The organism is Escherichia sp. E4742, from assembly GCF_005843885.1.
GTDB lineage: Bacteria > Pseudomonadota > Gammaproteobacteria > Enterobacterales > Enterobacteriaceae > Escherichia.
The window spans coordinates 3,658,395-3,679,174 of sequence record NZ_CP040443.1; the positions used below are offsets into that span (position 1 = coordinate 3,658,395).

Sequence of the window (20,780 nt, forward strand, 5' to 3'; positions counted from 1 at the left end):
AATAGCAACTCCCGCCAGAGGGCGGGAGTTTTTTACTGATGCTTAGTATATGGGGGCGGAAATTACACTTTCAAGTGTTCAATTTTTAGCCGAACCAGTGATGGAACATTAATTTAATGTAATCAATGATTTTGCCGAAGAAGTTACCTTCTGGAATTTCCTGTAACACCACCAGCGGGCGTTGTTCGATAGTTTTGCCATCAAGCTGGAAGTTGATGGTGCCAACGACCTGGTTCTTTTGCAGCGGCGCATGCAGTTCACTGTTGTTCAGCACGTAGCTGGCTTTCAGGTCTTTCATGCGGCCACGCGGAATGGTCAGGTAAACGTCTTTATCAACCCCTAACGAAGCGCGGTCAGTATTACCAAACCATACCGGTTCAGAGGCGAACTCTTTGCCAACTTTCAGCGGGTTAACCGTTTCGAAGAAACGGAAGCCCCAGGTCAGCAGTTTTTTACTTTCGGTTTCACGGCCTTTGAACGTGCGTCCGCCCATGACTGCGGAGATCAGACGCATCTGACCTTCCGTTGCGGAGGCGACAAGGTTGTAGCCCGCCTTGTCAGTATGGCCAGTTTTGATACCGTCGACATTCAGGCTGTTATCCCATAGCAGGCCGTTACGGTTGAGCTGGCGAATACCGTTAAAGGTAAACTCTTTCTCTTTATAGATAGCGTATTCGTTAGGTACATCACGAATCAGGGCCTGACCGATCAGCGCCATATCACGCGCGGAGCTGTACTGACCGTCAGCGTCCAGACCGTGTACAGTCTGGAAGTGGGTATTTTTCAGGCCCAGGGCGTTAACGTAACTGTTCATCAGGCCAACGAAAGCATCCTGGCTACCGGCGGCGAAGTCAGCCATGGCAACACAAGCATCGTTACCAGATTGCAGGTTGATACCACGGATAAGCTGAGAAACCGGTACCTGCATGCCAGGTTTGAGGAACATCAGCGAAGAACCTCTGAACACCGGGTTACCGGTGGCCCAGGCGTCATTGCCGATGGTCACTAAATCAGATTCTTTGAATTTACCTGCTTTCATTGCCTGACCGATAACGTAGCTGGTCATCATTTTGGTCAGACTTGCAGGGTCGCGACGGACATCCGCATTTTGCTCGGCGAGCACTTTGCCGGAGTTATAGTCGATCAGGATGTAAGACTCCGCGTCGATCTGCGGTACACCCGGGATCATAGTTTTGATATTCAGGTCATCGGCATGTGCAGCAGAGATAAAGGCTGTGCAAAGAGCCGTGGTGAGCGCCAGGCGCTTCATGATACGAGCGGAAAAAATGGTATTCATGGTCTGAACTACGACATCCGTGATGGAATTTAAAATAAGTGCCCTACTATAGCAAATGCACTACCGCCAGGCATCTGACTTTCCGCGTGACTTTGTTAACGTCATTTACAGAAATTGACACTTCAGATGCCTGCTTTACGTTATTGCGCGGTGGTAATAAATGACTGTAATTGGGCTTCGGTTTGTAAACGTTGCTGTAAGGCACTGGCTTCAGCTTTGCTGGCGAATGGGCCAAGCTGAATACGCCAGACCGCGCCGTTTTGGGTCACGCGACCGGGTACGCCGAACTTTTGTCCCAGTTGCTGTTGATACTGTTGTGCGCGTGCCTGATCGCTAACGGCCCCCACTTGCACCATAAAGTTACCGCTGGCGCTTTGCGAAGCGGCTTGCGGTGTCACCATTGCAGGTGTTGTTGCAGGTGCCGAGACAACGGGCTGTGGTGCAGGCGTCGGTTCGCTGCCTTCCAGTACGCCGGGCGCCAGGGTAGTCGGCGCGCCGAGGAAGCCGCTGCTGGTTACCGGCGCGCCGGTCGGATCTTCGCTTTTCAGCGTCGAGTTGCTGACCGGGAGAATATCACCCTGCGGGACAGACATAGAGTTTGTTCCGCTGCCGCCGTTTAAATCGGGCGGCGCAGGCAGGGCGTAAGTCTGTTTGGCAATGGTAGTACACGCCATGCCTGGGCCAGAAAATGAACCATCCTGGGCGACGATAATAGGATCGATACGAACTTTTGTATTGTTCGAGGTGTTAAGACGGTCAGCTGCCGCGCGTGAAAGTGAAATCACACGGTCGTTGCCGTAGGGACCGCGATCGTTAATGCGCACCACGATCATCCGCCCATTAGCCAGGTTGGTGATTCTGGCGTAGCTGGGGATGGGGAGCGTTGGATGCGCCGCCGTCAGCTGCGTTGGATCAAATGCTTCGCCAGATGCCGTCAGATTGCTGCCAGGTTCGGCATCATAAATGGCTGCAAGGCCCGCCTGGCTAAAGCGTGAAGGGTCCTGCACGATTTTGTAGCTTCTGCCGTCGCGCTGATAATCTTGATTTGCCGTCGCGTTCAGTGGTTCGAAACGTGGTTCCGCCCCGCTAATTTCAACTATAGGGCCGTTACATACCGCAGGCTGCGGCACACTTACCGTCTGTTGCTGACCATCATCGCTAGTACATGCCGCGAGCATTCCTGCCGCGATGCAGATCCCGAGCCACTGCTTACGCATTCGCACCTCTTACACGCTTTTCGACAACATTTTCCTGTGGGTGTGGATTGACATCACAATCCCAAACCCAGCCATCAGCACTATGAGCGCCGATCCTCCATAACTGACCAGCGGGAGTGGAACCCCGACAACCGGCAGAATACCGCTTACCATACCAATATTTACGAAGACATAAACGAATAATATCAGCATTAAGCCGCCAGCCATGACGCGACCAAAGGTAGTTTGTGCTCTGGCTGCAATCCACAGTCCGCGCATGATGAGCAGAATATAGAGAGCAAGCAGAATCAAAATACCCACTAATCCCAACTCTTCCGCCAGTACCGCGAAGATAAAATCGGTATGGCGTTCGGGCAGAAATTCAAGCTGTGACTGGGTACCGTGCAGCCAGCCTTTACCGCGTAATCCGCCGGAGCCAATAGCAATTTTAGACTGAATAATGTGATAGCCCGCGCCAAGTGGGTCTGATTCCGGGTCGAGTAGCATCATTACGCGCTGGCGCTGGTAATCATGCATCAGGAAGAACCACAAGATTGGGATAAATGCTGCCACCAGTACCACTGCAACACCAATCAGGCGCCAGCTAAGTCCGGAGAGAAACAGTACAAACAGACCGGAAAGCGCAACGAGGATTGACGTCCCCAGGTCAGGCTGTGCTGCCACCAGCAACGTGGGCATAAAAATCAGCACCAGCGCGATGGCGGTATTTTTTAACGACGGCGGGCAAACGTCACGGTTGATAAAGCGAGCCACCATGAGCGGCACAGCTATTTTGGCGATTTCCGAGGGCTGGAAACGGACGATACCGAGATCCAGCCAACGTTGAGCGCCTTTGGAGATGGCCCCAAAGGCATCTACCGCTACCAGCAAAATAATACAGATGATATAGAGATAGGGCGCCCAGCCTTCATAAACGCGCGGCGGAATTTGGGCCATCACCACCATAATGACCAGCCCCATCGCGATCTGGCCGATTTTACGCTCCATCATGCCGATGTCCTGGCCGCTGGCGCTCCAGATCACCAGGGCGCTGTAGACCAGTAATGCCAGTAAGATCAGTAGCATTGTGGGATCAAGATGGACTTTATCCCAGAATGTTTTTTTATTCGGATTATCCGTCATGATTAATGGTCCTCCGCAGCAGTAACCGCCGGGTTTTCTGCAGGCAGATCGGTGTTGTTGTCACCAAGCATAATATGGTCGAGGATCTGGCGCATCAGCGTACCGACCGCCGGGCCAGCCCCGCCGTTTTCCAGAATCATAGCGACAGCGACTTGCGGATTGTTATACGGCGCAAACGCGGTCATCAGTTTGTGGTCGCGCAGACGCTCGGCAATTTTGTGCGCATTATAGGTTTCGTTCGCCTTCAGGCCGAAGACCTGCGCGGTACCGGATTTCGCCGCAATTTTGTAGGGCGCGCTGGCAAAGTATTTATGTGCCGTACCGTTAGGACGGTTAGCAACACCAAACATGCCGTCTTTCGCCAGTTCCCAGTAACCAGAATGAATATCGCCTACCGGCGGTTCATGCGGCTGTACCCACGGCACTTGTTTGCCATTTTCGGCGGTGCTCATCAGCAAATGCGGAACCTTCACAATACCGTCGTTAATCAGGATCATCAGTGCTTTGTTCATCTGGATAGGGGTCGCTGTCCAGTACCCCTGACCGATACCGACCGGAATGGTGTCACCCTGATACCACGGTTTTTTAAAGCGTTTCTGTTTCCATTCGCGGGTCGGCATATTACCGGAACGTTCTTCCGACAGGTCGATACCGGTGTAATGACCGTAGCCAAATTTACCCATCCATTCAGAAAGGCGGTCGATGCCCATATCGTAGGCAACCTGATAGAAGAAGGTATCTGCTGACTCTTCCAGCGATTTAGTGACATTCAGGCGACCGTGGCCCCATTTTTTCCAGTCACGATAACGCTTTTCAGACCCCGGCAACTGCCACCATCCAGGATCAAACAGGCTGGTATTACGGGTGATCACCCCTGCACTTAATGCCGAAACCGCCACATAAGGTTTAACCGTCGACGCTGGCGGATAAACCCCCTGCGTGGCACGGTTCACCAGTGGTGTGTTCGGGTCGTTCAGCAACGCGGAATAATCTTTGCTGGAGATACCGTCAACAAACAGGTTAGGGTCGTAACTTGGCGTGGAAACCAGCGCCAGCACGCCACCTGTACGCGGATCGGTAACCACAACAGCGGCACGACTGCCCGCCAGCAGTGTTTCAATATACTGCTGGAGCTTGAGATCAATTGTCAGGTAAATATCATGCCCGGCCTGCGGCGATACTTCTTTTAACTGGCGGATGACGCGACCGCGGTTGTTAACTTCAACTTCTTCATAACCCGTCTGGCCGTGCAGAACATCTTCGTAGTAACGTTCAATCCCCAGCTTGCCAATATCATGTGTTGCGGCATAGTTGGCCAGTTTGCCGTCATTATTTAGTCGCTCGACGTCTTTATCGTTAATTTTCGAGACATAACCGATAACGTGGGTCAGCGCTGAACCATAGGGATAGTAACGACGTTTATAGCCTTTAACTTCCACACCTGGAAAACGGTACTGGTTAACGGCGAAACGCGCCACCTGAACTTCAGTCAGGTTGGTTTTCACCGGAATTGAGGTAAAACGGTGCGAACGTGCACGCTCCTTTCGAAACGCGGCAATATCGTCATCGGTCAGGTCAACCACGCTGCGCAGGGCGTCCAGAGTCTGCTGCACGTTATCGACTTTCTCCGGCATCATCTCTATCTGATAGATAGTTCGGTTGAGCGCCAGAGGGATACCGTTACGGTCGTAGATAATGCCGCGGCTGGGGGCGATAGGCACCAGCTTAATGCGGTTTTCATTTGAACGGGTCTGGTAATCGGTAAAGCGAACAATTTGTAGGTTATACAAGTTGGCGATGAGCACGCCGGTTAGCAGCAAAATCCCCAAAAAGGCGACCAGCGCCCGGCGCACAAACAGCGCGGACTCTGCCGAATAGTCGCGAAAAGAGTTCTGTAATTTCATCCGCTGCGTTTTCTACTTAAGGCTACCATATCACTCACGGTGATAAGGATGGTTGGTGGTAATGCTCCACGCCCGGTACAGACTCTCTGCGACCAGTACGCGAACCAGCGGATGGGGGAGGGTAAGCGCTGAAAGTGACCAGCTTTGTTCTGCCGCCGCTTTACAGGCAGGCGATAACCCTTCCGGCCCGCCAATCAGCAAGCTGACATCGCGGCCATCCAGCTTCCAGCGTTCCAGTTCAGCGGCTAACTGCGGCGTGTCCCAGGGCTTGCCTGGGATATCGAGGGTGACAATGCGGTTTTTACCGGCGGCCGCCAGCATTTGCTCACCCTCTTTGTCGAGTATGCGCTTGATATCCGCGTTCTTGCCGCGTTTTCCCGCCGGAATTTCAATCAGTTCAAAAGGCATATCTTTCGGAAAACGACGCAGGTACTCGGTAAAACCGGTTTGTACCCAGTCCGGCATTTTCGTTCCCACGGCGACAAGTTGCAGCTTCACGCATTAACTCCAGAGTTTTTCCAGCTCATACAGGCGACGGCTTTCTTCCTGCATAACATGGACAATCACATCACCCAGATCGACCACAATCCAGTCGGCGCCGTTTTCACCTTCAACGCCGAGGGGCAATAAACCCGCCGCGCGAGATTCCTGAACCACGTGGTCGGCAATGGACATAACATGACGGCTGGATGTTCCCGTACAGATGATCATACAGTCGGTGATACTGGATTTGCCCTGAACGTCTAAGGCGATGATGTCCTGACCTTTGAGGTCATCAATTTTGTCGATAACAAAATCCTGGAGTGCTTTACCCTGCAAGTTTTCCCCCTGGGTGAAATAAAAAAGATAAAAATGGTCTGTCAGTATACCTGAAGCAGAGGCGATTTCGGGACAAATGTCAGCAAATCGGCTCTTGAAAGTGGGCTATCATCCCACCCCGCGTCACAGATTGCATCGCCATTTTTGTAAAACAATTTCTACAAAGTCGTGTATGGCGGAAATGTCAGGTTGCGGAGAATATCAGCCTGCCCGGGACTGTCAATGTCCGTTGCGGCTTACCTGTAAAAAAACAGAAAAGTCATGCATCTTCGCACCAGATGGCGCGGCTGTTGAGGACACGTAGAGTTGCGAACTCGTCATTGATATCAATGGCGCTCCAGCAGCCCTGGTCTACACGAAAATGCCACATTGCCTCGGGAGGCATGCCGATTAAGCGGGCAATCAACAGGCTCAACACACCCTGGTGGCTAACGATCAATATGTTTTTGTACTGCTGATAATCACCAAGTCCGGCAATAAACCTTTCTATCCGCTGTGAAAATGCCTGAAAGCCTTCACCGCGAGTAGGGACGGTATGCTGCCAGTCATTGCACCAGGCACTATAGTTTTCGGCATCTTCTTGCATCAGCTCGCGATGATGCCGCATTTCCCAGTCACCAAAAAACATTTCGTTGAGTTCAGGGATGATTTGCACGGGGAGTTGACGGTCGTCAAGAACCAGGCGCGCGGTGTGCTGCGCCCGTTCCAGTTCACTGCATAAAACCCTATCGAAGGGAACATCACGTAGCAGTGTATGCAAGCTTTTCGCCTGCGCGATACCGCGCTCCGTAAGTGGTGTAGGCGCATGACCGCTGTATAACCCGTCGACATTCGCTTGCGTTTCACCGTGACGAATTAACCACAGTCGCATCATTCCCTCCGTGACGGCAGATATCAGCGATACAAGCCTTGTTGGTTAATGTAAGTCAGTACCGATTCTGGTAACAATTCCTCACAAGATTCGCCGTTTTGCAAACGTTCGCGGATGATTGTCGCCGAGATGTTGAACCACGGCGTTTCGGCGAGATAAATTTTACCAGCAGGCTGAAGATGCAGATCTTCCGGATTATGCGTCAAATGATCTTCCAGCCACTGTTGGTACTGCGGTTGTGCCATTTCCAGCGGATAACCTGGACGTCGACAGACTATCAAATGTGCATTGTCGAGAATCGTTTCGTATTCATACCAGGTCGGAAAGTTCAGCAGCGAGTCCTGACCGATAATAAACGCCAGCGGCACATCTGGGCCTTGCTCCTGTCGCCACTCTTTTAACGTCTGCGACGTGTAAGAGGGGGCATTACGCTTTAACTCGCGTTCATCAAGGGTAAAGAGCGACTTGTCGGCAATCGCCAGTTCAAGCATGTGTTTTCGCTGCACGCTGTTCGCTTCAGGCTGGGGACGATGCGGAGGAACGTTGTTAGGGATAATCGTTACTCGCGTCAGCCCAATCAGATTCGCCAGCGTTTCCACGGGTTTTAGATGGCCATAATGCACCGGGTCGAAGGTGCCGCCAAACAGAGCTTGTAAAGATTTCATATCAACCGTCGATAAATACGTCTGCCAGTGGTTTATGACACAAAAGAAGAGATAATCCCTCCAGTTCTGCCCACACGGACTGACCGTAATCTTGTTTGAGAGTAAGTTCCGTTCGTGTCAGGAGTTGTACAGCCTGACGTAACTGTGGCTGACTCAGGCGATTTAGCGCTTCGCTAATCATGTTACGACGGTTCTGCCATACCCGATGCTTGTCAAACAGCGTACGCAGTGGAGTATAAGTAGACTGACGTTTCAGATTAACCAGCAGCAACAGCTCACGTTGCAAAGTGCGCAACAATATCACCGGCTCACTGCCTTCCAGACGCAACTGCTGAAGAATATGCAATGCACGCTTGCTTTTGCCACTCAACAATGCGTCAACCCAATGAAAAGGGGTGAAATGTGCGGCATCATTCACCGCTTGCTCAACGCGCGGCAGTGTCAGTTTGCCGTCCGGCCAGAGTAGCGATAAACGCTCCAGTGCTTGTGCCAGCGCCAGCAGGTTTCCTTCATAACAGTAGCAGAGCACCTGATTCGCCGCGTCATCCAGTTCTAAATTGAGCTGTTTTGCTCGCGCGGCAACCCAGCGAGGAAGCTGGGCTTGTTCTGGGGTCTGGCAAGTAACCTGCACGCTACGGTTTGCAAGCGCGGTAAACCAGGCGGCATTTTCCTGCGCTTTGCTCAATTTATTACCGCGTACGATCAACAGCAGATCGTCATGCAGCAATCCGGTGAGCGTGAGGAGTTGTTCATTGATCGCCGCATTTGGCCCATTTTCAGGTAGCACTAACAACAAAGTTTGCCGACTGGCAAACAGGCTCATTGCCTGGCATAGCGAAAATATTGCGTTCCAGTCAGTGTTGGGATCAATGGAAAAAGTATGGTGTTCTTCAAACCCTTGTGCGGCGGCGACCTGACGAATGGCGTCCTGGCTTTCTTGCAACAACAGGGGATCGTTACCAAGTAAAAGATAGGCCGCGCGCAGCCCTTCAGTGAGCTGCGCGCGGAGCTGTTCCGGGTACAACCGAATCATCAGTTACCCAGCGTGGTGGAGACGCGTGCAGGCGTTGCTGTGGTATCCGTTGTTGCCGACGTTTCTTCGTCGGAACGGACGTCCGCAGCGCGAATGCTTGGCAGCTTACGAATAAGCTGTTCGGCGGCACGGTCGTACATCTCTTTAATGATCATGTCCTGCTCGTTATCTTTCGCTAACGCCATTTGCGGGTTATCGAAGAACGAACGGAAGACTTTGGCGCTAATCGGGTAGATATCTCGTCCAGGAATCAATACCGACGCGCTAACAGTCATCACCATCTGATATTCCGCAGTTTGACCATTACGGAAAACCGACGCGGTATCCTGTGAGATTGATACAGCGCCCAGGCGCAGGGATGGAACGTCCTTACGCGTGGTTTCTTTATCGAGCAACTCGACACCGTTCAGACGTAACTGGTTACGCACCGCACGGCTTAACGGCCCGTTCGGATCGCCTGAGTCCAGGATCATGACCTTCATAGTGGAAGGAACCTGCGTGGTATCACGCAGATGCCAGCCACACCCGGCGGTGATTAACACCGCCAGAGATAACAACAATGTTGCCAGATATCGCACGCTTCCTCCCGCGCTTAGCCAACGACCAGATTGAGGAGTTTACCTGGTACGTAAATCACTTTACGCACGGTAACGCCATCAAGATATTTTGCTACCAGATGTTCCTGGCCAGCACGTTCACGAACCTGTTCTTCCGTTGCATCCACCGGAACGGTGATTTTGGCACGGACTTTACCGTTAACCTGAACAACGACCAGCGTGGAGTCTTCCACCATCGCTTTTTCGTCAGCCACCGGCCACGGCGCGTTGTCGATATCGCCTTCGCCTTTCAGCTCCTGCCACAGCGTGAAACAGATGTGTGGGGTGAACGGGTTAAGCATACGAACTACCGCCAGCAGCGCTTCCTGCATCAGGGCGCGATCCTGCTCGCCATCGGTCGGTGCTTTCGCCAGTTTGTTCATCAGCTCCATAATCGCCGCAATTGCGGTGTTGAAGGTCTGACGGCGGCCGATATCATCGGTCACTTTAGCGATCGTTTTATGCACATCGCGACGCAGCGCTTTCTGATCTTCAGTCAGTGCATCAACGTTCAGTGCCGCAACATCACCTTTTGCAGTGTGCTCGTAAACCAGTTTCCAGACACGTTTCAGGAAGCGGTTAGCCCCTTCCACGCCGGACTCCTGCCATTCAAGAGTCATATCCGCCGGAGAAGCGAACATCATAAACAGACGAACGGTGTCCGCGCCGTAACGTTCAACCATCACCTGCGGGTCGATACCGTTGTTCTTCGACTTGGACATTTTGCTCATGCCGGTATAAACCAGCTCATGGCCTGCCGCGTCTTTCGCTTTCACGATACGGCCTTTTTCGTCACGTTCAACGATAGCATCAACCGGGGAAACCCAGTTACGTTCGCCGTTTTCACCAACATAGTAGAAGGCATCTGCCAGCACCATACCCTGACACAGCAACTGTTTCGCTGGTTCGTCAGAATTCACCATGCCTGCATCACGCATCAGTTTGTGGAAGAAGCGGAAGTAGAGCAGGTGCATGATGGCGTGTTCGATACCACCAATGTAGATATCCACCGGCAGCCAGTAGTTAGCCGCTTCGGAATCCAGCATACCTTCTTTGTACTCTGGGCAAGTGTAGCGCGCATAGTACCAGGAGGACTCCATAAAGGTGTCGAAAGTGTCGGTTTCACGTAGCGCAGGCATACCGTTAACGGTGGTTTTCGCCCACTCAGGATCTGCTTTAATCGGGCTTGTAATGCCGTCCATCACCACATCTTCCGGCAGGATCACCGGCAGCTGGTCGTCCGGGGTCGGCATTACAGTACCGTCTTCCAGCGTCACCATCGGAATCGGCGCACCCCAGTAACGTTGACGGGAAACACCCCAGTCGCGCAGGCGATAGTTTACTTTACGCTCGCCAACACCCATTGCCGTCAGTTTATCGGCGATGGCGTTGAAGGCCGCTTCATGGTCAAGACCGTTGAACTCGCCAGAGTTGAACAGCACGCCTTTTTCAGTCAGTGCCTGCTGAGAAAGATCGGGTTCAGAACCATCAGCCGCCAGGATAACCGGTTTGATGTTCAGGCCGTATTTAGAGGCAAACTCGTAGTCGCGCTGGTCGTGACCCGGAACCGCCATGACTGCGCCCGTGCCGTATTCCATCAATACAAAGTTTGCTGCCCAAACGGGAATTTCTTCGCCCGTTAATGGGTGAACCGCTTTAAAGCCAGTATCGACACCTTTTTTCTCCATCGTCGCCATTTCGGCTTCGGCAACTTTGGTGTTACGGCATTCGTCAATAAAGGCCGCCAGTTCGGGATTATTTTCCGCCGCTTTCTGCGCCAGCGGATGACCTGCCGCTACCGCCAGGTAGGTACAACCCATAAAGGTGTCTGGGCGAGTAGTATAAACAGTCAGCGTGTTGTCATAGTCGTTAACGTTGAAGGTGATTTCTACGCCTTCGGAACGACCGATCCAGTTACGCTGCATGGTTTTAACGGTGTCTGGCCAGTGATCCAGTTTATCCAGATCGTTGAGCAGTTCGTCAGCGTAAGCGGTGATTTTGATAAACCACTGCGGGATCTCTTTACGTTCAACTTTGGTATCGCAGCGCCAGCAGCAGCCGTCGATAACCTGTTCGTTCGCCAGTACGGTCTGGTCGTTCGGGCACCAGTTGACCGCAGAGGTCTTCTTATACACCAGGCCTTTTTTATACAGCTCGGTGAAGAATTTCTGTTCCCAACGGTAGTATTCTGGCGTACAGGTTGCCAGCTCGCGGCTCCAGTCATAACCAAAGCCCAGCATTTTGAGCTGGTTTTTCATGTACGCGATGTTGTCGTACGTCCACGGTGCTGGCGCGGTGTTGTTTTTTACCGCCGCGCCTTCCGCAGGCAGACCAAACGCGTCCCAGCCGATCGGCTGCAGAACGTTTTTGCCCAGCATGCGCTGGTAACGGGCGATCACGTCACCGATGGTGTAGTTACGTACGTGGCCCATGTGTAGTCGACCAGAAGGATAGGGAAGCATAGACAGGCAGTAATACTTCTCTTTGCTCTCGTCTTCGGTTACTTCAAATGTGCGCTTCTCATCCCAATGAAGCTGTACTTTGGATTCTATCTCTTCCGGGCGGTATTGCTCTTGCATGGCAGCCAGTGGTCCTGTTTTCATTACGGCTACAAAAGTAGCGTTAGAGGTGGTTTTTCAGATCCGCATAGCATAGCCCAAACGTCCGCGTCAAAACAGCCTTTCGCGCACTCGACGTTGAAATCGCACAGCGGTAATCCTTGCACGAATTTACACACTCTGTGGGCAGTCTTGCAAAGTTGAGCGTAAATAACGTCTATTATTATAGCCAGTTAACGACACGGGAGATGAAATGATGAACAAGGTTGCTCAATATTACCGTGAACTGGTGGCGTCATTAAGCGAGCGACTGCGTAATGGCGAACGCGATATCGATGCACTGGTAGAACAGGCGCGTGAGCGTGTAATAAAAACAGGGGAGTTAACGCGGACCGAGGTCGATGAACTGACTCGGGCCGTCAGACGTGACCTGGAAGAGTTCGCCATGAGCTATGAAGAGAGCCTGAAGGAAGAATCCGACAGCGTTTTTATGCGGGTGATTAAAGAAAGCCTCTGGCAGGAACTGGCGGACATCACCGATAAAACGCAGCTTGAATGGCGTGAAGTTTTCCAGGATCTCAATCATCACGGGGTTTATCACAGCGGAGAAGTTGTAGGGCTGGGGAATCTGGTCTGCGAGAAATGTCACTTCCATCTCCCGATCTACACGCCGGAAGTGCTGACGCTATGCCCGAAGTGTGGTCATGATCAGTTCCAGAGACGTCCGTTCGAGCCGTAATAGTTTGATTTCGCACACCAATAAAGAGAATTTGGGCCGAATGAAATTCCCCGGCCCTTGTTTTTATCTCTACAGTAAATCTTCAATCTCACGGATTTCTTGACTGACATCTCTGGTACCGGATGACTGAACTTTACGATACAGGTCGAGAGCCTGTCGGAGATCGACAGGTCTTCCTTCTCCGTAGTGATACATAATGGCCAGGTTATACCAGGCAGTGGCGTCATTGCATTCAGCGGCTTTCGTAAACCATTCAAAGGCGGCCTGATAATCTTTCTCAACACCTTGTCCGTGTTTATACATATAACCGATGTTGACGTAAGCGCCGACGCTTTCCTGAGCGGCAGCCTTCAGATACCAGTACATCGCTTGCTTATAGTCCTGGTCCACCCCTTCGCCAGCGTTATAAGCCCACGCAATTTGAAACTGGGCGTGCCGATTACCCTGCTGTGCGCTTTTCAAATACCAGAATGCGGCGAGTGTCTTGTTTTGAGCAACGCCTTTTCCGTCTTCATAAAGATCGGCCAGATTGTCTTGCGCGTAACTATGGCCTTGCAATGCAGCTTGTTTGTACCAGAAAAATGCCAGCGCATAGTCTTGTGCGACTCCGTTGCCGTTTCTGTACATCCACGCAAGATTATTTTGCGCATAAGACATTCCGCTCTCCGCGGCTATCTGATACCAGGCAACAGCTTCTTTATAGTTAGGATCTTCTCCACGATCCAGTATCCAGCCAAGGGCGTTGGAAGCGAAAGTATGTCCTTGAAGGGCCGCTTTTTTCAGCCAAAAGATGGCTTGCTCATTATCTTTATGGCGGCTTTTATCCTCGGAGTATTTCCGCCCTAAGGAATATTGTGCTTCACAATGGTCTTGCCCGGCGGCAAGCTTTAGCCAGTAAAAGGCCTTTTCGTCGTCCGGAGAGTCAATTGCACTATCGCGATTGTAATAAAATCCAACAATATATTGAGCCTCAATATCGCCTTTTTCAGCACGTTCGATAATCTCATCTATTGATAAATTATCGCAGCAACTTGACGTAAAAATCATTATCATTTCCTTATGGTTGCAGATAAAGCATATTATATTTTTATATGTTCCATTTTTGCGTAAGCCTTATTTTATGCGTATTATGTTGCGTCAGAAAAATATAAATAAATGAGCCTCGCAATGTAGTTAATATTCATTGAATGAATATTTAAGGATAAATTATATGGACATGGAGTCGCAAAAAATATTGTTTGCACTTTCCACTCCGATGGAAATACGCAATGAATGCTGTTTACCTTCGCATTCATCCCCCAAAATGTATTTAGGTACATGCTTTTTTGACCTTTCTTCCTCCTGGGGAATTGATGACCGTGATGACCTGCTGCGCACAATTCACCGAATGATCGATAACGGTCATGCTGCACGGTTGGCTGGGTTTTATCACCACTGGTTTCGTTATTCGCCATGTGAATGGCGTGACTATCTTGCTGAATTAAATGAGCAAGGTCAGGCTTACGCGCAATTTGTCGCTAGCACCGCCGAATGCTGTGGCAAAGGGGGGATCAAAGCCTGGGATTATGTCCGGATGGGTTTTTTAAGCCGGATGGGCGTACTTAATAACTGGTTGAGTGAAGAAGAAAGTCTATGGATCCAGTCGCGCATTCATCTACGGACTCTACGTTATTATAGTAACTGGCGGCAATACTTTGCCGGTTATACCTTTGGTCGGCAATATTGGCAGTCTCCCGAGGATGATAATCTGCCTTTATTACGTGAATTCTTAGCGCGTAAAGAATACGACGATTCTGGCAATGATATGTTTTATCAATTATTTGCCAGTGACGATGCATATTACGCGACCTTACCCTGGCAACCACTGGCTGACTACCCCGCATGCCCGGAAACGCTTAAGGATATGAGCGACCTATGAAAAATTGCTGGAAGATCCTCGACATAGAGGAAACGACTGACGTCGATATTATCCGTCGCGCTTATCTGGGGTTGTTACCGTCCTTTCATCCAGAAACCGATCCACAGGGCTTTAAACAACTGCGTCAGGCGTATGAGGAGGCGCTACGGATTGCGCAGTCGCCTGCTAAATCTGTTTGGCAACCAGAAGAGCATGAAGTTGCAGAACATGAAATTCTGCTCGCCTTTCGTGCGTTACTTGTCTCTGATAGCGAACGTTTTCTGCCCTCCGCCTGGCAGCGATTCATTCAGCAATTAAATTATTGCTCGATGGAAGAGATTGATGAACTACGCTGGTCGCTGTGCACAATAGCCATGAACACTGCCCATTTATCCTTCGAGTGCGTGGTGTTATTAGCAGAAAGATTGCGGTGGTTGCAGGAGGAAAACGTCGGGGAAATAGACGAAGAAGAACTGGAATCCTTTTTATATGCCATTGCGAAGGGGAATGTTTTTAACTTCCAGACCATTCTGCATCTGTCCGTTGCCGTACAAAATGAAACCATTGATTTTTACCAAATGTTCGCTCGGATTTGGTCATCGCATCCAGAATGGCTGACACTGTATTTAGCGCAATATCGCGCAGTGATTATCCCCGATGATGCAAAACTGCACAGAAATTTACTGTGCTGGTATACCTCAAGCCGCGTGGGAATACCCGAACTCCTGGATTACGCCCGGTCGTGGCGGGAAGCTGAACCTGATAATGAAGATGCGCGTTATTATGAATACGCGCAACGCGTCTATTGTGGAGAAGGCGAAAACCTGCTGGCAGAACTTTGTGACTACTGGCGCGAGTCTCCCTCTACCCAGGCGGATGCATTAATGTTGCAATGGTGCCGTCAGCATCGGGTCGATTATTACCCGTTAGTAGTGATGATGATTGAAGCTCGTGAACTGGTTAACGATCAGGGTAAACCGCTACTTTATGTCCCCGGCGACAGCGCCCGTACGCGCTTTCAATTATACGAAATACTCAGCCATGAAAAACTCTCTGCGCTGGGGCGTTCTCTGGTCGAGATGGTTTTGCACAAAGGGCGTAAGCCGCGAATCTCATTCACGCGTGATACAGAGCATCCCTTATGGCCATTATATTTAGTTGCTAAACAATTAGTACTGGCGAACCAACCTACAGAAGAATCATTAATGCCGATCGTCGCTCGTCTTGATGCAGAAGATCGTTGCCCACTGGAAGCATTAATTATTCGTCGATTATTAATTCAGTCGGCGAATTTTGCCGGGCAACAAACCATCGAGCCAGAGCCGAAATCGAAGCCAATGCCCGTTGACGATGGTGGACCGGGCTGCCTGGGCGTCATCAAAATTATTTTCTACATTTTTATCTTTGCCGGTTTGATAGGGAAAATACTCCATCTAGTGGGTTGAAACTCAACCTTAATGTGCGGGAAGTTCAGCGAGTATTCTTTCCGCATTTTTGTAATGTTGTTTTGCGGCTAGTTTTAACCATTTGCGAGCTTCATAATTGTTAGCGTTAATGCCCGTACCGTTTCTGTAGATCAAACCCAATGTATATTGTGCATGAACATACCCTTGTTCAGCTGCTTCCTTATACCAGAGAATTGCTTTACGGGTATCTGGTTTGACTCCCAGACCTTTCAGGTAGATCCACCCCAGTTTACTTTGTGCGCGCGGATTTTCCTGTTCTGCTGATTGCTCATACCAGTATCTCGCCTGTGTATAATCCAGTGGTTTACCGTCGCTACCATGAAGATAAAATTCGCCAAGGCGATATTGCGACGTTGAGTGACCATGAATCGCGGAAAGCTCCGTTGCTGCTGTGGTAAACGGAAGACTGCCTAGTGATCTTAAATAATCAAAGACATAATTCGCCATAGCTTTATCGCGCAAGGTCGTTTTCTTAGGTTGGCTAATACAAGTGATAGCCGCAACTATAAATATTGCGAATATAAAATATATTTTTTTGTTCATTTATCAATACTTCGATTTTCTTTTTATTTTGAAAGCGTCAAGTTTATACTCATCATTAATAAAAAAGTAGTCAGTTAATGTACTTAAAGGATTGTTAATAAATGGATAAGGAAGAACAACGCCTTCTATTTGCGCTTTCTACGCCAATGGAGATTCTTAATAAGGGATGCAAGCCTGCACATGACTCGCCAAAAATGTATACCGGAATAAAAGAATTTGATCTGTCATCATCCTGGGGAATAAATAATCGTGATGATTTAATTCAGACTATTTACCAAATGACCGATGATGGTCACGCAAATGATTTAGCCGGGTTATATCTGGCATGGCATCGCTCTTCACCTGAAGAATGGAAAGCATTAATTGCTGGTGGCTCTGACAGAGGGCTGATTTATACCCAATTTGTTGCACAAACCGCTATGTGCTGCGGGGAAGGGGGAATCAAAGCCTGGGATTATGTTCGAATGGGGTTTCTGTCACGGGTCGGTGTGCTCAACAATTGGCTGACGGAAGAAGAGAGTTTATGGCTGCAATCGCGCGTCTATGAACGAGCACACCATTACTATCATAGCTGGATGCACTATTTTTCCGCCTATTCGTTAGGACGCCTCTACTGGCAATCCGCTCAGTGTGAAGACAACGCTTCGCTACGCGAGGCGCTGACCTTGTACAAATACGATAGCGCCGGGAGTCGGATGTTCGAAGAGCTGGTAGCGGGAAGCGATCGTTTCTATGCCACGCTTCCCTGGCAGCCATTAACTGCCCAACCTGAATGCCCGGCAACGCTTAAGGATGTGAGCGACCTATGAAAACATGTTGGCAAATCCTCGAAATCGAAAGCACAACACAAGTTGATATTATCCGTCAGGCTTATCTTGCTCGCTTACCGTTGTGTCATCCCGAAACCGATCCGCAGGGGTTTAAAGCGTTACGTCAGGCCTATGAAGAGGCGCTGCGGCTGGCGGTCAATCCTGTAGAAGAATCAGTTGATGAAAAGAGTAACGCCGCAGTTGAACATGAAGCACTGAGCGCATTCAGGGCATTACTGAATTCAGAAAGTGAACGTTTTCAGCCCTCCGCCTGGCAGAAATTTATTCAGCAGTTAAATAACTACAATATGGAAGAGGTGGATCAATTACGCTGGCCGCTGTGTGCAATCGCTATAGAAGCGCGATATCTTTCATTAAATTGTGCTTCTTTGCTGGCAGAGCGTTTGAACTGGCATTCATTTAGTGACAGTGAAGGAATGGATGAAGAAGAGCGGGAGGCTTTTCTTGAGGCCATTCAGGCCGGGGATTGTTTCGATTTTCTCAGCCTTCTGGAATATCCCGTCGCGTTACAGAACCAGACTATTGAGTATTACTTCGCGCTGGAACGCTGCTGCCGTTACCATCCTGACTATGTCACTGCGTTTTTGGCGATGGAAGGTCCGTGGTTCATTCCTGATGAAGCGAAGTTACATCGCAAACTGTTGCGCTGGTACAGCTCGCTGCAAACCGGTATGGCGGAACTCATTCCTGTCGCTCAACGGTGGCAAGCGGAAGAACCAGAAAGCGAAGATGCCCGTTATTACCACTGTGCACAACGGTTGTACTGCGGCGAGGGGGAAAGCCTGCTGCTCGATCTCTGTGCGTACCGGGAGAGTTACCCATCTACACAAGCCGATAATTTATTGTTGCAGTGGAGCCAGCAACATTGCCCGGATTATTTCGCGCTGTTAGTGATGGTTATTGAAGCGCAGAGCATGATTGATGCACAAGGTAAGCCGCTGAAATATGTTCCAGGCGAGAGCGCCCGGACGCGGTTGCTATGGGCGGAAATTTTGCATAGCGGAAAATTATCGCCGTTAGGTCAATCGTTTATCGAGTCGTTATTCTTCAAACGCAAAGCATGGGCGTGGTGGAAATCGAGAGTCGGTAGCGAGACAGGGCAAGATTCACCGTTACTGGATCTGTATCGGGTAGCGGAACAGGTAGTACTGGAAGCGTTTCCGAAACAAGAGATGCTGGCCCGCCTGAATGCGCGACTGGAACGAGGAGAAGCACATCCGTTAGAAGCAATTATTACTCACATGCTGTTGACGAAAGTGAAGCTCGAGCCGGTGGATGCAGATGTCGACGAACCAGCACCTGAAAAACACGAAGAGAAGAATAATGAGAGTGAAAAACCACAGAGCATTTCCGGTATTATCAAAATCAGCTTAACGGTGCTGGTGATAGGTTATGCTCTCGGCAAAATCGCGATGTTGTTTAGCTGACGATGTGTTTTTTGCGCCGATGCCAGATGCAGCGTTTACGCCGCATCTGGCAGCCGTGTTTAAGGGATTTCAATGGCTAAATAATCGCTCGCCCGTCGACGAACTTCATCGACGCGGGCCATATCGTTTGACTGCAACGCCTCATCAAAATCGGTGATCACCCGGCCAATCTCTTCTCGCTCGTCGCCCAACGCCCGCGCCCATAACTCTTCCAGTTTGGCTTTAAAGGTACGGTTGATGAGCATATCGCGCGGATAAATTTTCAATGCGGATAACCGCGCCCGACTCTCTTCAATCTGCTGTGCGCTCAATGTTACCGGGCTGTGGTTAATGACTCTGGACTTAACGCTGCCGTCTTCCAGAAGCACGTCAACTTCAAGCAAACCGTTGATATCATAACTAAAGCGAATATCAATTGACTGATAAGCCCCGGTTTTCTTCAACGGCACATCGAATGATTCCACCAGAATATTATTTTTAACTTTGTGGTTTTCTCCCTGATAGACGTTAACCGTAATCGAATCCTGTTCCGGGTGCATGGTTGAGTAAGTTTCTACACGCGATACAGGCACAGTGGTGTTTCGTTCAATAATTGGCGAGAAAATGCCGGAAACGCCCTGGCGGTTAACTTCAACGCCCAACGAGTAGGGGCAAATATCGGTGAGGATCACTTCTTCAATATCTTCGCTGCGTAAGCGGCAGGCGGCCTGGATCGCTGCGCCCAGCGCAACAATGGTGCTCGGGTCGTAACTTTGATACGGTAGTTTGCCAAACAGACGCACGGCGATTCGCTGCACCAGCGGCATTTGCGACGCACCGCCGACCAGTACCAGGCTGTCGATTTGACTCGGTTTCAGACGTGCATCGCGCAACGCCTGTTCAATCGGCACACGCAAGCGGTTGAGTAGCGGTAACCACAAATCTTCCAGTTCGTTCTCGTAAAATTCGCATTCACGAGTTTCTTCCTGGTACTGCCAGCGAATGTGCATGGGCGATTGATTGCTACATTTTGCCGCTTCCACGCAGGCGTATAAGGCAGCCAGTTCGCTCTCGTTAAGGGCTGTTTTGGCGACTTCCGCGCGTTTTAAAACCTCATCGACCAGCATATGAGTAAAATCTTCGCCACCGAGGAAGTTATCGCCAGCGGAGGCGTGAACTTCAATCACCGGCGTGGCGTACTCGAGCACCGTAACGTCGAACGTACCGCCACCGAGATCAAAAACCAGCGAGCGGGTATTTTGCTGCGTATGCAGGCCATACGCCATCGCGGCTGCCGTTGGCTCATTAATCAGGCGCACTGCATTTAGCCCGGCTAACTCTGCTGCTAAACGGGTATGCTTGCGTTGTTCATCACTGAAATAAGCAGGAACAGAGATCACCACATCTTTAATCGGACGTTGCAGAAATTCTTCAGCATCTTCTTTTAATGAACGCAATACCAAAGAGGACAATTCCGGTGCATTAAATGTGTCACCGCCTAAACGCCAGTTGGTATTACTGCCCATCGCGCGTTTAAATAACGCTGCGGTTTTATCAGGGTGCGATGTGCGCCTGGACACTGCCGGTTTACCGACCAGAATATGGTTATTTTCATCCATGCTAATTATGGATGGTGTTAAATATTCACCGAATTTATTTGGAATTAATTGTGCGGCACCGTCTTTCCAGACAGCAATTAAACTATTGGTAGTACCGAGATCGATACCAATGGCGAGTTCTGCATTATCCATTGCATTTATATCTTGAAAGAAAAAGAGATAACCAGATTAAGACCACCCTGGTAAAACATGGTGATC

19 protein-coding genes are annotated in these 20,780 nt (G+C 50.2%); 5 read left to right on the forward strand and 14 right to left on the reverse strand.

All coding sequences use genetic code 11. From position 1 onward, the window contains the following. Positions 1-85: 85 nt before the first annotated feature. The 11 genes from dacA to leuS form a co-directional block, all read right to left on the reverse strand. Positions 86-1,297: a D-alanyl-D-alanine carboxypeptidase DacA gene (gene dacA / locus FEM44_RS17580; RefSeq protein ID WP_135523052.1), complete on the reverse strand. Its 1,212-nt coding sequence runs from the start codon at positions 1,295-1,297 to the stop codon at positions 86-88. Positions 1,298-1,437: 140 nt separating this feature from the next. Next, a complete protein-coding gene (gene rlpA, locus FEM44_RS17585) occupies positions 1,438-2,514 on the reverse strand; it encodes an endolytic peptidoglycan transglycosylase RlpA (protein WP_135523051.1) in 1,077 nt (358 codons plus the stop codon). Positions 2,515-2,523: 9 nt separating this feature from the next. After that, the gene (gene mrdB / locus FEM44_RS17590; RefSeq protein WP_000131717.1) at positions 2,524-3,636 is read right to left on the reverse strand and encodes a peptidoglycan glycosyltransferase MrdB; all 1,113 of its coding nucleotides are present in this window, start codon (positions 3,634-3,636) and stop codon (positions 2,524-2,526) included. Positions 3,637-3,638: 2 nt separating this feature from the next. Beyond that, positions 3,639-5,540: a peptidoglycan DD-transpeptidase MrdA gene (mrdA, locus tag FEM44_RS17595; RefSeq protein ID WP_130219433.1), complete on the reverse strand. Its 1,902-nt coding sequence runs from the start codon at positions 5,538-5,540 to the stop codon at positions 3,639-3,641. A 30-nt stretch (positions 5,541-5,570) separates the two neighbouring features. Continuing rightward, positions 5,571-6,038, reverse strand: a complete 468-nt coding sequence (gene rlmH / locus FEM44_RS17600) for a 23S rRNA (pseudouridine(1915)-N(3))-methyltransferase RlmH (protein ID WP_000776104.1) — start codon at positions 6,036-6,038, stop codon at positions 5,571-5,573. A gap of 3 nt (positions 6,039-6,041) precedes the next feature. Further along, positions 6,042-6,359: a ribosome silencing factor gene (gene rsfS, locus FEM44_RS17605; protein WP_001161662.1), complete on the reverse strand. Its 318-nt coding sequence runs from the start codon at positions 6,357-6,359 to the stop codon at positions 6,042-6,044. A gap of 259 nt (positions 6,360-6,618) precedes the next feature. After that, entirely contained in the window at positions 6,619-7,230 is a 612-nt protein-coding gene (locus FEM44_RS17610; RefSeq protein WP_135523161.1) for an adenosylcobalamin/alpha-ribazole phosphatase, read from the reverse strand. A gap of 23 nt (positions 7,231-7,253) precedes the next feature. Then, positions 7,254-7,895: a nicotinate-nucleotide adenylyltransferase gene (gene nadD / locus FEM44_RS17615; protein WP_064528967.1), complete on the reverse strand. Its 642-nt coding sequence runs from the start codon at positions 7,893-7,895 to the stop codon at positions 7,254-7,256. Position 7,896: 1 nt separating this feature from the next. Beyond that, the gene (gene holA / locus FEM44_RS17620; RefSeq protein ID WP_135523050.1) at positions 7,897-8,928 is read right to left on the reverse strand and encodes a DNA polymerase III subunit delta; all 1,032 of its coding nucleotides are present in this window, start codon (positions 8,926-8,928) and stop codon (positions 7,897-7,899) included. Beyond that, a complete protein-coding gene (gene lptE, locus FEM44_RS17625) occupies positions 8,928-9,506 on the reverse strand; it encodes an LPS assembly lipoprotein LptE (RefSeq protein ID WP_130206491.1) in 579 nt (192 codons plus the stop codon). Before lptE ends, holA begins: the two co-directional genes overlap by 1 nt. Before the next feature lie 14 nt (positions 9,507-9,520). Continuing rightward, positions 9,521-12,103: a leucine--tRNA ligase gene (gene leuS / locus FEM44_RS17630; protein ID WP_001157890.1), complete on the reverse strand. Its 2,583-nt coding sequence runs from the start codon at positions 12,101-12,103 to the stop codon at positions 9,521-9,523. Positions 12,104-12,338: 235 nt separating this feature from the next. On the opposite strand from leuS, the gene FEM44_RS17635 reads away from it, so the two are divergent. After that, positions 12,339-12,821, forward strand: a complete 483-nt coding sequence (locus FEM44_RS17635; protein WP_001044880.1) for a zinc ribbon-containing protein — start codon at positions 12,339-12,341, stop codon at positions 12,819-12,821. Between the two features lie 69 nt (positions 12,822-12,890). On the opposite strand, the gene ybeQ is transcribed toward FEM44_RS17635, so the two are convergent. After that, positions 12,891-13,868, reverse strand: a complete 978-nt coding sequence (gene ybeQ / locus FEM44_RS17640) for a Sel1 family TPR-like repeat protein YbeQ (protein WP_135523049.1) — start codon at positions 13,866-13,868, stop codon at positions 12,891-12,893. A gap of 163 nt (positions 13,869-14,031) precedes the next feature. On the opposite strand from ybeQ, the gene FEM44_RS17645 reads away from it, so the two are divergent. Continuing rightward, positions 14,032-14,739, forward strand: a complete 708-nt coding sequence (locus FEM44_RS17645) for a DUF1266 domain-containing protein (protein ID WP_135523048.1) — start codon at positions 14,032-14,034, stop codon at positions 14,737-14,739. Beyond that, on the forward strand, positions 14,736-16,163 hold the full coding sequence (locus FEM44_RS17650) for a J domain-containing protein (RefSeq protein ID WP_135523047.1): 1,428 nt from the start codon (positions 14,736-14,738) through the stop codon (positions 16,161-16,163). The genes FEM44_RS17645 and FEM44_RS17650 overlap by 4 nt, the downstream gene beginning before the upstream one ends. 9 nt (positions 16,164-16,172) lie before the next feature. On the opposite strand, the gene FEM44_RS17655 is transcribed toward FEM44_RS17650, so the two are convergent. Beyond that, on the reverse strand, positions 16,173-16,727 hold the full coding sequence (locus FEM44_RS17655) for a tetratricopeptide repeat protein (RefSeq protein ID WP_138159116.1): 555 nt from the start codon (positions 16,725-16,727) through the stop codon (positions 16,173-16,175). A 101-nt stretch (positions 16,728-16,828) separates the two neighbouring features. Here FEM44_RS17655 and FEM44_RS17660 point away from each other — a divergent pair, with 101 nt between their 5' ends. Beyond that, complete coding sequence (locus FEM44_RS17660; RefSeq protein ID WP_135523045.1) at positions 16,829-17,536, forward strand: DUF1266 domain-containing protein; 708 nt, start codon at positions 16,829-16,831, stop codon at positions 17,534-17,536. Next, complete coding sequence (locus FEM44_RS17665; protein WP_135523044.1) at positions 17,533-18,984, forward strand: J domain-containing protein; 1,452 nt, start codon at positions 17,533-17,535, stop codon at positions 18,982-18,984. Before FEM44_RS17660 ends, FEM44_RS17665 begins: the two co-directional genes overlap by 4 nt. Positions 18,985-19,043: 59 nt before the next feature. On the opposite strand, the gene hscC is transcribed toward FEM44_RS17665, so the two are convergent. Beyond that, positions 19,044-20,714 carry a molecular chaperone HscC gene (gene hscC / locus FEM44_RS17670; protein ID WP_135523043.1) on the reverse strand — a complete coding sequence of 557 codons (1,671 nt, stop codon included), beginning with the start codon at positions 20,712-20,714 and terminating at the stop codon, positions 19,044-19,046. Positions 20,715-20,780: the final 66 nt, after the last annotated feature.

What these genes read in the sequence shown, in the direction of transcription:
- dacA (WP_135523052.1), bottom strand. Translation starts at nt 1,297, where the DNA reads ATGAATACCATTTTTTCCGCTCGTATCATGAAGCGCCTGGCGCTCACC.
- rlpA (WP_135523051.1), bottom strand. Translation starts at nt 2,514, where the DNA reads ATGCGTAAGCAGTGGCTCGGGATCTGCATCGCGGCAGGAATGCTCGCG.
- mrdB (WP_000131717.1), bottom strand. Translation starts at nt 3,636, where the DNA reads ATGACGGATAATCCGAATAAAAAAACATTCTGGGATAAAGTCCATCTT.
- mrdA (WP_130219433.1), bottom strand. Translation starts at nt 5,540, where the DNA reads ATGAAATTACAGAACTCTTTTCGCGACTATTCGGCAGAGTCCGCGCTG.
- FEM44_RS17610 (WP_135523161.1), bottom strand. Translation starts at nt 7,230, where the DNA reads ATGCGACTGTGGTTAATTCGTCACGGTGAAACGCAAGCGAATGTCGAC.
- nadD (WP_064528967.1), bottom strand. Translation starts at nt 7,895, where the DNA reads ATGAAATCTTTACAAGCTCTGTTTGGCGGCACCTTCGACCCGGTGCAT.
- holA (WP_135523050.1), bottom strand. Translation starts at nt 8,928, where the DNA reads ATGATTCGGTTGTACCCGGAACAGCTCCGCGCGCAGCTCACTGAAGGG.
- leuS (WP_001157890.1), bottom strand. Translation starts at nt 12,103, where the DNA reads ATGCAAGAGCAATACCGCCCGGAAGAGATAGAATCCAAAGTACAGCTT.
- FEM44_RS17635 (WP_001044880.1), top strand. Translation starts at nt 12,339, where the DNA reads ATGAACAAGGTTGCTCAATATTACCGTGAACTGGTGGCGTCATTAAGC.
- ybeQ (WP_135523049.1), bottom strand. Translation starts at nt 13,868, where the DNA reads ATGATTTTTACGTCAAGTTGCTGCGATAATTTATCAATAGATGAGATT.
- FEM44_RS17645 (WP_135523048.1), top strand. Translation starts at nt 14,032, where the DNA reads ATGGACATGGAGTCGCAAAAAATATTGTTTGCACTTTCCACTCCGATG.
- FEM44_RS17650 (WP_135523047.1), top strand. Translation starts at nt 14,736, where the DNA reads ATGAAAAATTGCTGGAAGATCCTCGACATAGAGGAAACGACTGACGTC.
- FEM44_RS17655 (WP_138159116.1), bottom strand. Translation starts at nt 16,727, where the DNA reads ATGAACAAAAAAATATATTTTATATTCGCAATATTTATAGTTGCGGCT.
- FEM44_RS17660 (WP_135523045.1), top strand. Translation starts at nt 16,829, where the DNA reads ATGGATAAGGAAGAACAACGCCTTCTATTTGCGCTTTCTACGCCAATG.
- FEM44_RS17665 (WP_135523044.1), top strand. Translation starts at nt 17,533, where the DNA reads ATGAAAACATGTTGGCAAATCCTCGAAATCGAAAGCACAACACAAGTT.
- hscC (WP_135523043.1), bottom strand. Translation starts at nt 20,714, where the DNA reads ATGGATAATGCAGAACTCGCCATTGGTATCGATCTCGGTACTACCAAT.